Below are 15,441 nucleotides of genomic sequence, written 5' to 3' on the forward strand. Positions count from 1 at the left end.
ATTATTGCCCGCTCTGCGTCAGTATGGCGGGCGACCGTTGTATCCAGTGCATGAACTCCTGCGGCGGCAGCGCCTTCGCAAAATACCAGCCCTGACAATACTGTACGCCGCGTTCAAGCAGCCATTCGATTTGCTCCTTCGTTTCCACCCCTTCCGCAATCGTCTTCAGGTGTAAGCTTTGTGCCATCTCAATAATATGTTCGGCAATCAAGTGACTGGTGCTGTTAGTGGACAACGTGCTAATAAACGATTTGTCGATCTTCAGGATATCGACATTCAGCGCTGACAAATTATGCAGATTGGAATATCCCGTGCCAAAATCATCAAATGCCACTTCATAACCCGCTTTGCGGAACGCCTGGATTACGGGGGTCATTTTATGTACATCTATGAACCCACGCTCGGTCACTTCGACTTTAATTTGCTGGGCCGCCACGGAGTACTCACGATTTTTGTCGTTAATCAGAGCAATCAATCGGGATGAATGAAAGTCAGAAGCGGAAAGGTTAATCGATATAGAAAGCTGAGGATGCGCCGAAAGAAAATACCCCAAATCGTTGAACACCTCTTCAACGACATAATCCGTGATCCGCTCAATCATTCCCTCTTTTTCAGCCAGCGGAATAAACTCCGTCGGGCTCATCACCTCACCTTTACAGCCCGGCCAGCGCAGCAGAGCTTCAGCACCAACACATTGCCCATTCTTAATATCAATAATCGGCTGGTAATGCAGGCAAAGCTGACGTTTTTTGATCGCGCGTTTTAGCAAACGCCGAGGGGATAAGTATTCCTGGCGCGTGCGCCACCACATTAGCAATATCAGGATGCTGCAGATAATCCCGAAGGGGATGGTTAATACCGCCTCGTGATAGAAAATCTGACTTACGCGGTTGTCTGAGGTCGACACAATAATCGCAATTGGACGTTTTTCTGAATGCACGATGGTGTAGAAGCGATCGTCTTGTTGAAAGGTCGAGGCTTCACCGCGTATGAGCGGCGCGAATTGCGCAATATTTGCCGCTTCGCTGGCAGAGAAAAACGTATCTGTTACTGTGTCATACACGCCCCAGGAGAGATCCGGATCATCTGACATGACTTCGCTGTAGGACAATGGATTGATGACTGCGACGTAGTTCCCGCGTTGCATGTACGTCATTCTGTAGCCAGCGAAAAAAGGGGTATCGCGGTAGTAATAGATGGCGATATCCGGCGTACGTTTATAGTCAGGTGTCGGCATAATATAAGTAACAGGCGGCGCCATAGACGTAGAGCACAAAAAATGATCGCCCTGCGCATAAATTAGCTCACTGATATATAAACGACCGCGAATAATATTTAGCATACTTTTCTGATGTGCCGGGGTACACATCTTACCCTGATACAACTGGGCCATATCACGCGCCAAATCAGCTTGTAGGATCACCAATTCTGTTTTATTTAACACCAGTTGAGCAAAAGAGCGGAGTTGGCTATGTGTTTCGGTCATCGCCCGGATGTGCGCAAACCATATCGCCAGCACCACGGGGAACAATACCACCATGAATGTTCCCAGGAACTTCAGCATCTTGCGTCGCGCACTGTGATTCATGTCAGCCCTATTTCCCTGTTTCGTATATGCCAGAACCCATCAAGGCAGGATGCTATAAACACCGACTGATTAAGTTGCATGAATCTATCAGTATTAGCAACAGACTTCTCTATGTAAAAGTCTGATAATAGTTGATGATGATATTATTTTTCCGTAAGGCAAACTTAAAGTTATGCTTATTTCATAACGTTATTATCCCCACGGAGTAATTTTTTATGAGCATTATCCTGGCTGCATTTAAGAAATTCATTAAATTTTTTTAACGTTTAATTTAGGATAAATATAACAAGTAGATTAAATGTATGTTTAAAAGATGGTTATTTATTATCAACTCTTCATTAAACAAAACCACACATTTAGAGTGGTTATAAGCCTACAAAAATAACGGCCAATACTGGTGAACAAACGACCAGATGTGATATAGTTCACAAAAATCATGTAACAGAAACAATGTTTCATTCATGTTATTGCCCGTCGATAGCCAGAGTATCACACCCTCGGTGAACACCCCCGCGCTGTCCTGGGCATCCAGACTTTCTGAGGACGTTTTTCATGGCGACAATAACAACTGGCGTGGTTCTTCTGCGGTGGCAACTACTCAGCGCGGTGCTGATGTTTTTAGCCAGTACGCTCAATATCCGTTTTCGTAAATCAGATTATATTGGCCTGGCCGTCATTAGCAGCGGTTTGGGGCTGGTTTTTGCCTGCTGGTTTGCGACTGGATTGCTCGGCATAACCCTGGTGGATATGTCCGCTATCTGGAAGAACATTGAAACCGTAATGGTTGACGTGATGAGCCACACACCGCCAGATTGGCCTATGGTGTTGAACTGATAACAAAATTGCATATGGCTACCCCAGTCTTGAGGTAGCCATTATTTTCAGCGTAGCGCAGTGGGATTAGAACGGAATATCGTCGTCGAAATCCATCGGCGGCTCATTAGACGGTGCTGCCGGCGCTGACTGTTGCGGGCGAGACTGTGCGCCGCCGCTGAACTGGTTGCCACCCTGCGGCTGCTGAGGTTGACCCCAACCGCCCTGCTGCTGACCGCCACCTGCCGGAGCACCACCACCCTGACGACCACCCAGCATTTGCATGGTGCCGCCAACGTTAACCACAACTTCTGTGGTGTACTTTTCTACGCCGGACTGATCGGTCCATTTGCGGGTACGCAGCTGACCTTCGATATAGACCTGAGAACCTTTACGCAGATATTCGCTGGCCACTTCCGCCAGTTTGCCGAACAACACAACACGGTGCCATTCAGTCTGCTCTTTCATTTCACCGGTCGCTTTATCACGCCAGGATTCGGAAGTAGCCAGCGTAATGTTGGCAACTGCGCCACCATTCGGCATATAGCGTACTTCCGGGTCCTGGCCCAGATTACCGACGAGAATCACCTTGTTTACGCCTCTGCTGGCCATGATCGTGTCTCCTGAAAAACGTTACTGAATAAGTGTAAGCGCGGGATTGTAGCATTTCCAATAGCGCTTTTACTACGTTGCGAAGTTGATTCCAGTAAACAACCCCAGCCAGACATTGTTGCACAGACGTCTGCGTTTTGCATTCCAATACTGTATATCCATTCAGGTCAGGTTGTGTCATAATTAACCGTTTGTGATCGCCGGTAGCACCATGCAGCCAGGCAAAAAAGCGTTTAATCCGGGAAAGATGAATGGATAAGATCGAAGTTCGGGGCGCCCGCACCCATAATCTCAAAAACATCAACCTCGTCATCCCGCGCGACAAGCTGATTGTCGTCACCGGGCTTTCGGGCTCAGGCAAATCTTCGCTCGCTTTCGACACCTTATATGCCGAAGGGCAGCGTCGTTACGTTGAATCCCTTTCCGCGTACGCGCGTCAATTTCTGTCGCTGATGGAAAAACCGGACGTCGACCACATTGAGGGGCTCTCTCCTGCCATCTCAATTGAACAAAAATCGACGTCCCATAACCCGCGATCCACGGTAGGTACAATTACCGAAATTCACGACTATCTGCGTCTGCTGTTTGCCCGCGTTGGCGAGCCGCGCTGTCCGGATCACGACGTCCCCCTGGCAGCGCAGACCGTAAGCCAGATGGTGGATAACGTCCTGTCGCAGCCGGAAGGTAAGCGTCTGATGCTGCTGGCGCCGGTGATCAAAGAGCGTAAAGGCGAGCACACCAAAACGCTGGAAAACCTGGCAGGCCAGGGCTATATCCGCGCCCGTATCGACGGTGAAGTCTGTGACCTTTCCGATCCGCCCAAGCTTGAGCTGCAAAAGAAACACACCATTGAAGTGGTGATTGACCGCTTTAAAGTCCGTGACGATCTCACCCAACGACTGGCGGAATCCTTTGAAACCGCGCTGGAACTGTCCGGCGGTACGGCGGTCGTTGCCGATATGGACGACCCGAAAGCGGAGGAGCTGCTGTTCTCCGCCAACTTCGCCTGCCCTATCTGCGGCTATAGCATGCGCGAACTGGAACCGCGGCTGTTCTCGTTTAACAACCCGGCGGGCGCGTGTCCAACCTGTGACGGTCTCGGCGTGCAGCAATATTTCGATCCTGATCGGGTGATACAAAACCCGGAACTGTCGCTGGCCGGTGGTGCTATCCGCGGTTGGGATCGCCGTAACTTCTATTACTTCCAGATGCTTAAGTCTCTGGCGGAACACTATAAATTCGACGTTGAAGCCCCGTGGGCCAGCCTGAACCCTGCTGTGCATAAAGTGGTACTGTACGGTTCCGGTAAAGAGAATATCGAATTTAAATACATGAACGATCGCGGTGATACGTCCGTACGTCGCCATCCGTTCGAAGGCGTATTGCACAATATGGAGCGCCGCTATAAAGAGACGGAATCCAGCGCAGTACGTGAAGAATTAGCCAAGTTCATCAGTAACCGTCCTTGCGCCAGCTGTGAAGGGACGCGTTTACGCCGGGAAGCCCGTCACGTATTTGTTGAAAATACGCCGCTGCCTGCGATTTCTGACATGAGCATCGGTCATGCAATGGATTTCTTCAACAATCTGAAGCTCGCAGGTCAGCGGGCGAAGATTGCCGAGAAAATTCTTAAAGAGATTGGCGATCGTCTGAAGTTCCTGGTCAACGTCGGCCTCAACTACCTGACGCTATCGCGGTCGGCGGAAACACTCTCCGGCGGTGAGGCCCAGCGTATTCGCCTGGCAAGCCAGATCGGCGCGGGTCTGGTCGGTGTAATGTACGTACTGGATGAGCCGTCTATTGGCCTGCACCAGCGCGATAACGAACGTCTGCTGGGTACGCTTATCCACCTGCGTAATCTGGGTAATACCGTTATTGTGGTCGAGCACGATGAAGACGCGATTCGCGCCGCTGACCACGTTATCGATATCGGCCCGGGCGCGGGAGTTCACGGCGGTCAGGTCGTCGCCGAAGGGACGCTTGACGACATCATGGCAGTGCCTGAGTCGCTGACCGGCCAGTACATGAGCGGTAAACGCAAGATTGAAGTGCCTAAACAGCGCGTTGCGGCTGACCCAGAGAAAGTGCTGAAACTCACCGGCGCACGCGGTAACAACCTGAAAGATGTCACCCTGACGCTGCCGGTAGGTTTATTTACCTGCATTACCGGTGTTTCCGGTTCGGGTAAATCGACACTGATTAACGACACACTGTTCCCGATTGCACAGACGGCGCTGAACGGTGCGACGCTGGCTGAACCTGCGCCGTATCGCGACGTTCAGGGCCTGGAGCATTTCGACAAAGTGATCGACATTGACCAAAGCCCGATTGGCCGTACGCCGCGCTCTAACCCGGCAACCTACACCGGCGTATTTACGCCAGTGCGCGAACTGTTTGCCGGTGTACCGGAGTCACGCGCACGCGGTTACACGCCGGGGCGTTTCAGCTTTAACGTCCGTGGCGGACGCTGTGAAGCCTGTCAGGGCGACGGCGTGATCAAAGTCGAAATGCACTTCCTGCCGGATATCTACGTTCCGTGCGATCAGTGCAAAGGCAAGCGCTATAACCGCGAAACGTTAGAAATTAAGTACAAAGGCAAGACTATCCACGAAGTGCTGGATATGACGATTGAAGAAGCACGTGAGTTCTTCGATGCCGTTCCGGCGCTGGCGCGTAAGCTGCAAACGCTGATGGACGTTGGCCTGACGTACATTCGACTGGGCCAGTCCGCTACCACGCTCTCGGGCGGTGAAGCACAGCGCGTGAAGCTGGCGCGCGAACTGTCCAAACGCGGTACCGGGCAAACGCTGTATATTCTCGATGAGCCGACCACCGGTTTGCATTTTGCGGATATTCAGCAACTGTTGGACGTGCTGCATCAACTCCGGGATCAGGGCAACACCATCGTAGTGATTGAGCACAATCTGGACGTGATTAAGACCGCAGACTGGATTGTCGATCTCGGTCCGGAAGGCGGCAGCGGCGGCGGCGAAATCCTTGTCTCCGGCACACCAGAAACGGTCGCTGAGTGTGAAGCCTCACACACGGCCCGCTTCCTCAAACCGCTGTTGTAATTACGCAACACTTGTCTGGCCTACAGAATATGCATAAAGCTTGTAGGCCGGATAAGGCGCTTGCGCCGCATCCGGCAACCGTTGTGCCTGATGGCGCTGCGCTTATCAGGCCTACGAAACTACAGACCAGGTATAAAGCTTGTAGGCCGGATAAGGCGCTTACACCGCATCCGGCTACGGTTGTGCCTGATGGCGCTACGCTTATCAGGCCTACGAAACTACAGACCAGGCATAAAGCTTGTCGGCCGGATAAGGCACTTGCGCCGCATCCGGCAACCGTTGTGCCTGATGGCGCTACGCTTATCAGGCCTACGAAACTACAGATCAGGTATAAAGCTTGTAGGCCGGATAAGGTGCTTGCGCCGCATCCGGCAACCGTTGTGTCTGATGGCGCTACGCTTATCAGGCCTACGAAACTACAGATCAGGTATAAAGCTTGTAGGCCGGATAAGGCGCTTGCGCCGCATCCGGCAACCGTTGTGCCTGATGGCGCTGCGCTTATCAGGCCTACGAAACTACAGACCGGGTATAAAGCCTGTAGGCCGGATAAGGCGCTTGCGCCGCATCCGGCAACAGTTGTGCCTGATGGCGCTACGCTTATCAGGCCTACGAAACTACAGACCGGGCATAAAGCCTGTAGGCCGGATAAGGCGCTTGCGCCGCATCCGGCAACAGTTGTGCCTGATGGCGCTGCGCTTATCAGGCCTACGAAACTACAGAATACGCATAAAGTCTGTAGGCCGGATAAGGCGCTTGCGCCGCATCCGGCAACCGTTGTGCCTGATGGCGCTGCGCTTATCAGCGCCTACGAAACTACAGAATATGCATAAAAGCTGTAGGCCGGATAAGGCGCTTGCGCCGCATCCGGCAACCGTTGTGCCTGATGGCGCTGCGCTTATCAGGCCTACGAAACTACAGAATATGCATAAAACCTGTAGGCCGGATAAGGCGCTTGCGCCGCATCCGGCAACCGTTGTGCCTGATGGCGCTACGCTTATCAGGCCTACGAAACTACAGACCGGGCATAAAGCCTGTAGGCCGGATAAGGCGCTTGCGCCGCATCCGGCTACGGTTATGCCTGATGGCGCTGCGCTTATCAGGCCTACGAAACTACAGACCAGGCATAAAGCCTGTAGGGCGGATAAAGCACTTGCGCCGCATCCGGCAAGCGTTGTGCCTGATGGCGCTACGCTTATCAGGCCTACGAAACTACAGACCAGGTATAAAGCCTGTAGGCCGGATAAGGCGCTTGCGCCGCATCCGGCGAAACGGATCAGGGCTGCGTCAGTATCCGGCGTTTATCTTCCGGCAACGTATTCACAGCCTGCTGATAAGAGGCGTCGACCAGATAATAAATCTGTGAATCCGGCAGCGAGCCGTCCAGATACACCGTACTCCAGTGCGCCTTATTGAGATGCCTGCTTGGCCGAACATCGCTATGCTGCTGGCGCAACAGTTCTGCCAGTTCAGGGCTGGTTTTCAGAGACACCGCCGGGCGTTCTTCCACCTCTTTTACCATGGCAAAAAGCACATCTTCGACTTTGATTTGCGTGGCCTTCCAGTCACTGTGAACGCTCTGCTCCGCGCCCGTTTTTGCCATGCAGTATTGCAGCAACTCCGAATTCGTCATCTTTATTCCCCTTACCAGCATATTGCCTCATGAGAACATCTTTTATTCAGTGTGCAGCAAGTCCGCAAAAGGTAAAAGCCAGCAATGTAAATTTGTTTAAAAAAACAGCAATCCGCAGCCAGCGTCCTCAATATTCCGAGTTGACGATCACCTCTTCACCAAACGCACCGGCCTGTGGCAGCGGCTTATAAGTGGAGTTAGAGGCGCGCAAAATGCGAATACCGCGAATACCCACGTCGCGAGCGGCAGTGATGTCATTATCGGAGTCACCGTAGAACATGCGGATATTTTTATCCTGCAGCCACTGCGTTTTGGTGTTCTGACCCGGCTTGTCGCCGGCAAAAATGACCGGATTCATATTTCCAGCTGGGATGTGAAAGTTATCAGACAACGTTTTCGACACCGTTTCAGTCTTCGTCTGGCTACGCCCGGTCACGAAAAAGATGCTGTCACCGCGACGCACGTGCATATCAATCAGTTGGCGCGCGACTTCTTTTGGAATACTGAACTCGTCCCAGCCATTGTTCATTTTTTCCCAGAAGGCCGGATTCTTCAGGTAATCCTCACTGTCCGGAGAATACGTTTTTTTACCGCGCCAGAAGCCTGGGCTGGAAAAGAGGACAGTGTCATCGATATCAAACCCGACGGCCATCGGCGGACGTCCGGTCAGGCTGTTTTCAATTTGTGCCACGGAGACCCAGTGAATGGGAGCCTGCTCAGCGAGCTTTGCAACGTTAGTGCCTGGATTGAGCTGAGAGGGAGAAGAAACGAGTGCCTGGGCTGGCTGATTTAGCGTGAACAATAAACAAACGGCACTCAGTGCCAACGTAAACTTGCGCATATTTTTCCCTAAGTAGTCAGTTAGTTATCATTTTTTTATTAACAACTGGTCAAAAAACTATCTGACCTTACCCCTTAGGGGGAGGGAAAGGAAGGATTTTCTCTGGTTTTGTCCTGGAAAAGGAGCACGATCACATTGGAAAACAGGCCTGATGGCGCGACGCTTATCAGGCCTGCAAAGTCGGTTACATGACGGCGGCAAAGGCCTTCGCCACGCGCTGCACGTTACCGTGATTCAACCCGGCCACGCACATGCGACCGCTGGCGATCAGGTATACACCGAACTCATCGCGCAGACGATCAACCTGGGCTGCGCTAAGCCCGGTATAGCTGAACATCCCGCGCTGTTGCAGCAGGTAGTCAAAGTTACGGCCTGGGATCTCCGTATTCAATACGTTAACCAACTCCTGGCGCATCGCCAGAATGCGGGTACGCATCTCTTCAACTTCCGCCAGCCAATTGGCTTTCAGCGCGTCATCACCCAGTACCGCGGCAACTACCTGCGCACCAAAGTTTGGCGGGCTGGAGTAGTTTCGACGCACCGTCGCTTTTAGCTGCCCCAGCACGCGGCTGGCGGTATCAGCGTCTTCACATACCACTGACAGTCCGCCGACACGCTCGCCGTACAAGGAGAAAATCTTCGAGAATGAGTTGCTGACAAGAGCGGGCAATCCGGCGCTGGCAATGGCGCGAATCGCATAGGCGTCATCTTCCATTCCACCACCAAAGCCCTGGTAAGCAATATCCAGGAACGGGATCAGATCGCGTGCTTTCAGGATCTCAATAACGCTATCCCACTGCGTAGGCCTTAAATCCGCCCCTGTCGGGTTATGGCAGCACGGATGTAGCAGCACGATGCTGCGCGCCGGTAGGGTATTCAGCGTTGCCAGCAGGTCGTTGAAACGCACGCCGTTGGTCGTGTCGTCATACCATGGGTAAGTGCTTACTTCGAATCCGGCACCTTCAAAAATCGCGATATGGTTTTCCCAGGTCGGATCGCTGACCCACACGCCAGAATCAGGGAAATAACGTTTCAGGAAGTCTGCGCCAACCTTTAACGCACCGGAGCCGCCCAGCGTCTGAATGGTTGCGACGCGCTGCTGCTGGAGAACCGGATGTTCTGCGCCAAACAGCAGCGGCGCAATAGTATGGCGATACGTGTTCAGACCTTCCATCGGCAGATACAGCGAAGCGCCATGCGGTTTGGCATTGAGGCGGGCTTCCGCTTCCGCCACAGCTTTAAGCTGAGGAATAATGCCGTCTTCGTTGTAATACAGGCCGATGCTGAGATTCACTTTGTCGCTACGTGAATCTTCTTTGAAGCGCTCCATGAGCGATAAAATCGGGTCGCCGGCGTAGGCGTCAACTTTTTGAAACACGTGTGGTTCTCCGGGTTTACAGGCAGGGGTTAAGAACACAATAAACCGGAAGTGGGAGAAGATCGAGAGGATGTTGAGAGGAATATTGCCGGAAGGCGGCGTAACCACCTGTCCGGCACATCATGCTGCTAATCGATATACTTCATCGCTACCCTTGAGGTCAGGCGCGTAATAAGTTCGTAAGCACTTACCTTCGTCATTTCAGCAATGCGTTCAACGGGCAAGCCCTCGCCCCACAGAATCACCGAATCGCCGGCTTTATCCTGCGCTTCGGGGCCTAAATCGACGCAAATCATATCCATCGCGACGCGACCGACGATCGGCACTTCACGGCCGTTGACCAGAACCGGCGTCCCCGAAGGCGCTGCGCGCGGATAACCATCGCCATAGCCCATCGCCACCACGCCAAGACGCGTGTCGCGCTCGCTCAGCCAGGTTCCTCCATAACCAACCGGCTCGCCCGCTTTGTGCTCACGCACCGCAATCAGACTTGAGGTCAGCGACATTACCGGCTGGCAGCCAAAATCAGCGCCGATGGAGTGATTTTCCAGTGGCGATACGCCATACAGAATCAGCCCCGGACGCGCCCAGTCGAAGTGAGACTGCGGCCACAGCAAAATACCACCCGATGCGGCAATCGAACGCTGCCCCGGTTTGCCTTCACAAAAACTGTTGAAGATATCGAGCTGTTTTTCGGTCGCGCCACACTCAGGCTCATCCGCACGAGCAAAGTGGCTGACGATATTGACCGGCTGGCGCACGTTTTCACACTGTGTTAAGCGCTGATAAAACGCCTCGGCCTGCTCAGGGCGTACGCCCAGGCGATGCATACCGGTATCGAGCTTCATCCAGACGGTAACGGGTTCAGCCAGTTTAGCGGCTTCCAGAGCTTCGAGCTGCTCCTGGTTGTGGACGGCAGTATGCAGGCGCTGCGCGGAAATAGTCGGCAGATCGGAGGCATCAAAAAATCCCTCCAGCAGCAGGATGGGCTGCGTGATCCCTCCCGCTCGCAAGCGCAGGGCTTCTTCAAGACGAGCGACACCAAAAGCGTCCGCATCGGGGAGCGTTCGCGCGGTCTCTAACAGACCATGGCCGTAGGCGTTCGCTTTCACGACCGCAACCAGTTTGCTGGCTGGAGCCAGTTCACGCAGACGTTGCAGGTTGTGTCGCAGAGCGCGGCGGTTAATGACTACAGTTGCCGCTTGCATTTGTATTCCTTAATAAAAGAATTTCCTAAATCATTCGTGTTGCAGGACAAAAACGCTTTGGCGTTTTTGAACAGCGCCTGCGCTGGCCCCGAAGGGGCGAGGACGCAGTCCGAGTCACGCGACAAGCCAGAGAATCCCCGGGAGCTTAGTAAACTAAGTGACTGGGGTGAACGGGCGTAGTCAACGCATCTGCAGCATGAAGGATGACGGAGATTTATTCGTCGTCGTATTGTGGGCCCGCATAGTTATCGAAGCGCGACCACTGACCGTTAAACGTCAGGCGCACCGTACCGATCGGGCCGTTACGTTGCTTACCAATAATGATTTCTGCGATCCCTTTCAGGTCGCTGTTTTCGTGATAAACCTCATCACGATAGATAAACATGATTAAGTCGGCATCCTGCTCGATGGAGCCAGACTCACGCAGATCCGAGTTGACCGGACGCTTGTCGGCACGTTGTTCCAGAGAGCGGTTAAGCTGCGACAGCGCCACCACCGGTACATGCAGTTCTTTCGCTAACGCTTTCAGCGAGCGGGAAATTTCAGCAATTTCCAGCGTACGGTTGTCGGAAAGCGACGGCACGCGCATCAGCTGCAGGTAGTCGATCATGATAAGTCCGATACCGCCGTGTTCACGGGCGATACGACGGGCACGCGAACGCACTTCCGTTGGCGTCAGGCCGGAAGAGTCATCAATATAGATGTTTCGTTTCTCCAGCAAAATACCCATTGTTCCGGAAATTCGCGCCCAGTCCTCATCATCCAGTTGACCGGTACGGATTTTAGTTTGGTCTACGCGTGAGAGCGAGGCCAGGGAACGCATCATGATCTGTTCTGATGGCATTTCAAGACTAAAGATAAGAACCGGCTTATCCTGCAGCATCGCCGCATTTTCGACGAGGTTCATTGCAAATGTCGTTTTACCCATCGACGGACGCGCGGCGACAATAATTAAGTCTGACGGCTGCAAACCAGCCGTCTTTTTATTGAGGTCGTCATAACCGGTGTTCACCCCGGTGACGCCGTCGTGCGGTTGCTGGAACAGCTGCTCGATACGCGCAACGGTGGCGTCGAGCACATCGGTGATGTTTTTCGGGCCTTCGTCTTTATTGGCACGGCTTTCAGCGATTTTAAAGACGCGGGATTCCGCGAGATCCAGCAGGTCTTCACTGGAACGTCCCTGCGGATCAAACCCGGCTTCCGCGATTTCGTTAGCCACCGAAATCATGTCACGGACAACGGCACGTTCGCGGACGATATCCGCATAGGCGCTAATGTTGGCCGCACTTGGCGTGTTTTTAGACAACTCAGCCAGGTAAGCAAAACCGCCGACGCTGTCCAGTTGTCCCTGAACTTCCAGCGACTCTGCCAGCGTGATCAGATCGATGGGTTTTCCCATCTCCTGCAGGCGATGCATTTCCGTGAAGATATGCCGGTGCGGACGGGTATAAAAATCTTCCGCCACCACACGCTCGGCGACATCGTCCCAGCGTTCGTTATCCAGCATTAAACCGCCCAACACCGACTGTTCCGCTTCAATCGAGTGCGGCGGTACTTTCAGCCCGGCGACCTGGGGATCGCGCTCACGAGCATCAGTCTGTTGTTTGTTGAAGGGTTTATTTCCTGCCATAGTGAATGGAGTTACCGAGATAATGATTGGGTCGAAAGATTACCACATTTCTTTTGGAGGAAGCATGGCAACACGTATTGAATTTCACAAGCATGGTGGCCCTGATGTACTCAAGGCGGTGGAGTTTACGCCCGTAGACCCGGCGGAAAACGAAATCCAGGTCGAGAACAAAGCGATTGGGATCAACTATATCGACACCTACATCCGCAGTGGTCTTTATCCGCCGCCATCTCTGCCCAGCGGTCTGGGTACCGAAGCTGCCGGCGTAGTCAGCAAAGTTGGCAGCAAAGTAACACACATTAAAGCTGGCGATCGCGTGGTGTACGCCCAGTCTGCTCTTGGCGCCTACAGTTCAGTGCATAACGTTCCGGCCGATAAAGCCGCCATCCTGCCTAACGCTATCTCGTTTGAACAAGCTGCCGCCTCGTTTCTTAAAGGGCTAACCGTTTTTTATCTGTTACGTAAAACCTATGAAATTCAACCTGATGAGCCGTTTTTGTTCCATGCGGCTGCGGGGGGCGTCGGCATGATTGCCTGCCAGTGGGCAAAAGCATTGGGTGCGAAGCTGATTGGTACCGTCGGCAGTGCGCAAAAAGCGCAAATTGCGCTGCAGGCTGGCGCATGGCAGGTCATCAACTATCGTGAAGAGAGCATTGTTGAGCGAGTGAAAGAGGTAACTGGCGGTAAAAAAGTGCGGGTGGTGTATGACTCGGTGGGGAAAGATACATGGGAAGCCTCGCTGGATTGTTTGCAGCGCCGGGGACTAATGGTCAGCTTTGGTAATGCTTCCGGGCCGGTTACTGGCGTGAACTTAGGCATTCTGAACCAGAAAGGTTCGCTCTACGTGACCCGTCCTTCTCTACAGGGTTACATCACCAACCACCGCGAATTAACCGAAGCCAGCAATGAGCTTTTCTCGCTGATTGCCAGCGGAGTGATCAAAGTGGATGTCGCGCCTGGTCAAACGTTCGCACTGCACGATGCACAGCGTGCTCATGAAGTACTGGAAAGCCGTGCCACGCAGGGATCGAGTTTGCTAATTCCTTAAGATGACGGGGAAAGAAAGAATTAGGGCTTCCCGCAGGAAGCCCTTTCTTTTTTTAGTTCGGCTGTATGTAGGGTACAGCTCGATGAATTCGTTAACCTGGCAATAGTGACAGATTTGATAATCAATTCCTATTTGGTTCTAAAGGCAATGTTGCAGGTTGTGACGTACCGCTCAATACCTTAGTAAAACCGGCGGTTATTGCGCTGATACTGTGGGACTTTTGGCGCTTTTATCGTCTTGATCACCCACACCACGGCAACAGCCAGTAGCAGCCAGGGCAACAGTTTAATCATCAAGGCAAATAGTCCGCCCAGAAACATCACGGCGGTGGCTACGACCAATGCGGCCAGAACGCCCAGCAAAGATACGCCGGTGACCATCAGCATGATAAAAAATCCAATCACAAAAAGTAGTTCCAGCATGGCTCTCTCCCGAAATGAAATTCTCTCCATTGCTTTACAAGAAACATGCCAAAAATAATGCGTTGATTTATAAAGAAAACGCCCCGCGACAAAGCGCAGGGCGTGGTGAAATTAACTAACTTTTGGTGAAAACTTAACGTTTGTCTGCCACCAGCTTCAGCGCGTGCTCCAGAACGTTAATATCTGCCCCGGCTTTATGTGCATTCTCGCTCAGGTAACGACGCCACTGGCGCGCACCGGGAATACCCTGAAACAGCCCCAACATATGGCGTGTCACATGTCCCAAATAGGTTCCCTTACTCAGTTCACGCTCAATATACGGGTACATGGCACGCACCACGGCGACTGGATCGGAATCTTTGGTGGTAGCTGCAAAAATCTCGCGGTCAACGGACGCCAGAATGCCTGGGTTTTGATACGCCTCACGCCCCACCATCACGCCATCCATATGTTGCAGATGAATTTTCGCTTCTTCCAACGATTTAATGCCGCCGTTGATCGACATCGTCAGATGCGGAAAATCGCGCTTTAACTGATAAACACGGTCATAATCCAGCGGTGGAATTTCGCGGTTTTCTTTCGGGCTTAACCCGGACAGCCAGGCCTTGCGGGCGTGAATGATAAACATCTCACATTCGCCTTTGCCAGATACCGTGTTGATGAAATCGCAGAGGAATTCGTAGCTGTCCTGGTCATCAATGCCGATACGAGTTTTCACCGTAACCGGAATCGACACCACGTCGCGCATTGCTTTGACGCAATCGGCGACCAGCTGCGCATTCCCCATCAGGCAGGCGCCAAACATGCCGTTCTGTACGCGGTCGGAAGGACAACCCACGTTGAGGTTAATTTCGTCGTAGCCCCGCTGTTCAGCGAGCTTAGCACACTGCGCCAGCGCCGCAGGATCGCTCCCGCCCAGTTGCAATGCGACCGGATGTTCTTCTTCGCTATACGCCAGATAATCGCCTTTACCATGAATGATTGCCCCAGTGGTTACCATCTCCGTATAGAGCAGCGTCTGGCTGGACAGTAAGCGCAAAAAGTAGCGGCAGTGTCTGTCCGTCCAGTCGAGCATCGGCGCGATAGAAAAACGATGAGCGGGAAAAGCGGTAGACTGAGATTCAGGCAGCATGGCGAATATTCAAGCATCCGGTTAAAAAAGGGGCGCTACTATAGCATAGACCGTTACGATAGTGA

General features: G+C 52.8%; 12 protein-coding genes. 3 read left to right on the top strand and 9 right to left on the bottom strand.

Translation table 11 applies throughout. The features are described from left to right. Position 1 precedes the first annotated feature (1 nt). Positions 2-1,588 carry an EAL domain-containing protein gene (locus tag JQN59_RS22215; protein WP_149607436.1) on the bottom strand — a complete coding sequence of 529 codons (1,587 nt, stop codon included), beginning with the start codon at positions 1,586-1,588 and terminating at the stop codon, positions 2-4. A gap of 552 nt (positions 1,589-2,140) precedes the next feature. On the opposite strand from JQN59_RS22215, the gene JQN59_RS22220 reads away from it, so the two are divergent. After that, the gene (locus JQN59_RS22220) at positions 2,141-2,422 is read left to right on the top strand and encodes a YjcB family protein (RefSeq protein WP_003826625.1); all 282 of its coding nucleotides are present in this window, start codon (positions 2,141-2,143) and stop codon (positions 2,420-2,422) included. A gap of 66 nt (positions 2,423-2,488) precedes the next feature. Here the strand turns inward: JQN59_RS22220 and ssb1 are convergent, their stop codons facing one another. Next, complete coding sequence (gene ssb1 / locus JQN59_RS22225) at positions 2,489-3,013, bottom strand: single-stranded DNA-binding protein SSB1 (RefSeq protein ID WP_003826621.1); 525 nt, start codon at positions 3,011-3,013, stop codon at positions 2,489-2,491. Positions 3,014-3,264: 251 nt separating this feature from the next. On the opposite strand from ssb1, the gene uvrA reads away from it, so the two are divergent. After that, positions 3,265-6,087, top strand: a complete 2,823-nt coding sequence (gene uvrA / locus JQN59_RS22230) for an excinuclease ABC subunit UvrA (protein WP_003826619.1) — start codon at positions 3,265-3,267, stop codon at positions 6,085-6,087. Between the two features lie 1,273 nt (positions 6,088-7,360). Here uvrA and JQN59_RS22235 read toward each other — a convergent pair. The 5 genes from JQN59_RS22235 to dnaB all read right to left on the bottom strand — a co-directional run bounded on the left by JQN59_RS22235 (position 7,361) and on the right by dnaB (position 12,774). Then, complete coding sequence (locus JQN59_RS22235) at positions 7,361-7,717, bottom strand: MmcQ/YjbR family DNA-binding protein (RefSeq protein ID WP_008786927.1); 357 nt, start codon at positions 7,715-7,717, stop codon at positions 7,361-7,363. Positions 7,718-7,844: 127 nt separating this feature from the next. After that, on the bottom strand, positions 7,845-8,558 hold the full coding sequence (aphA, locus tag JQN59_RS22240; RefSeq protein ID WP_003826615.1) for an acid phosphatase AphA: 714 nt from the start codon (positions 8,556-8,558) through the stop codon (positions 7,845-7,847). Between the two features lie 184 nt (positions 8,559-8,742). Beyond that, positions 8,743-9,936 carry an aromatic amino acid transaminase gene (tyrB, locus tag JQN59_RS22245; RefSeq protein WP_048227486.1) on the bottom strand — a complete coding sequence of 398 codons (1,194 nt, stop codon included), beginning with the start codon at positions 9,934-9,936 and terminating at the stop codon, positions 8,743-8,745. 128 nt (positions 9,937-10,064) lie between these two features. Further along, complete coding sequence (alr, locus tag JQN59_RS22250) at positions 10,065-11,144, bottom strand: alanine racemase (RefSeq protein WP_003826612.1); 1,080 nt, start codon at positions 11,142-11,144, stop codon at positions 10,065-10,067. Positions 11,145-11,358: 214 nt separating this feature from the next. Then, positions 11,359-12,774 (bottom strand): replicative DNA helicase, encoded by a 1,416-nt coding sequence (gene dnaB, locus JQN59_RS22255; protein ID WP_003826610.1) that lies wholly within the window; start codon positions 12,772-12,774, stop codon positions 11,359-11,361. 64 nt (positions 12,775-12,838) lie between these two features. On the opposite strand from dnaB, the gene JQN59_RS22260 reads away from it, so the two are divergent. Beyond that, positions 12,839-13,822: a quinone oxidoreductase gene (locus tag JQN59_RS22260; protein ID WP_008786924.1), complete on the top strand. Its 984-nt coding sequence runs from the start codon at positions 12,839-12,841 to the stop codon at positions 13,820-13,822. A gap of 179 nt (positions 13,823-14,001) precedes the next feature. Here the strand turns inward: JQN59_RS22260 and pspG are convergent, their stop codons facing one another. Beyond that, positions 14,002-14,244 (bottom strand): envelope stress response protein PspG, encoded by a 243-nt coding sequence (gene pspG, locus JQN59_RS22265; RefSeq protein WP_048227487.1) that lies wholly within the window; start codon positions 14,242-14,244, stop codon positions 14,002-14,004. Positions 14,245-14,377: 133 nt separating this feature from the next. Then, positions 14,378-15,376: a tRNA dihydrouridine(20/20a) synthase DusA gene (gene dusA, locus JQN59_RS22270; RefSeq protein ID WP_048215129.1), complete on the bottom strand. Its 999-nt coding sequence runs from the start codon at positions 15,374-15,376 to the stop codon at positions 14,378-14,380. Positions 15,377-15,441: the final 65 nt, after the last annotated feature.

Origin of the sequence: Citrobacter sp. B72 (assembly GCF_016894305.1) — a bacterium.
Taxonomy (GTDB): Bacteria; Pseudomonadota; Gammaproteobacteria; order Enterobacterales; family Enterobacteriaceae; genus Citrobacter; species Citrobacter portucalensis.

Excerpts from the sequence above, each read along its gene's own strand:
- aphA (WP_003826615.1), bottom strand. The coding sequence starts at position 8,558 with ATGCGCAAGTTTACGTTGGCACTGAGTGCCGTTTGTTTATTGTTCACG.
- ssb1 (WP_003826621.1), bottom strand. The coding sequence starts at position 3,013 with ATGGCCAGCAGAGGCGTAAACAAGGTGATTCTCGTCGGTAATCTGGGC.
- JQN59_RS22260 (WP_008786924.1), top strand. The coding sequence starts at position 12,839 with ATGGCAACACGTATTGAATTTCACAAGCATGGTGGCCCTGATGTACTC.
- pspG (WP_048227487.1), bottom strand. The coding sequence starts at position 14,244 with ATGCTGGAACTACTTTTTGTGATTGGATTTTTTATCATGCTGATGGTC.
- JQN59_RS22215 (WP_149607436.1), bottom strand. The coding sequence starts at position 1,588 with ATGAATCACAGTGCGCGACGCAAGATGCTGAAGTTCCTGGGAACATTC.
- dnaB (WP_003826610.1), bottom strand. The coding sequence starts at position 12,774 with ATGGCAGGAAATAAACCCTTCAACAAACAACAGACTGATGCTCGTGAG.
- JQN59_RS22220 (WP_003826625.1), top strand. The coding sequence starts at position 2,141 with ATGGCGACAATAACAACTGGCGTGGTTCTTCTGCGGTGGCAACTACTC.
- dusA (WP_048215129.1), bottom strand. The coding sequence starts at position 15,376 with ATGCTGCCTGAATCTCAGTCTACCGCTTTTCCCGCTCATCGTTTTTCT.
- JQN59_RS22235 (WP_008786927.1), bottom strand. The coding sequence starts at position 7,717 with ATGACGAATTCGGAGTTGCTGCAATACTGCATGGCAAAAACGGGCGCG.
- alr (WP_003826612.1), bottom strand. The coding sequence starts at position 11,144 with ATGCAAGCGGCAACTGTAGTCATTAACCGCCGCGCTCTGCGACACAAC.
- uvrA (WP_003826619.1), top strand. The coding sequence starts at position 3,265 with ATGGATAAGATCGAAGTTCGGGGCGCCCGCACCCATAATCTCAAAAAC.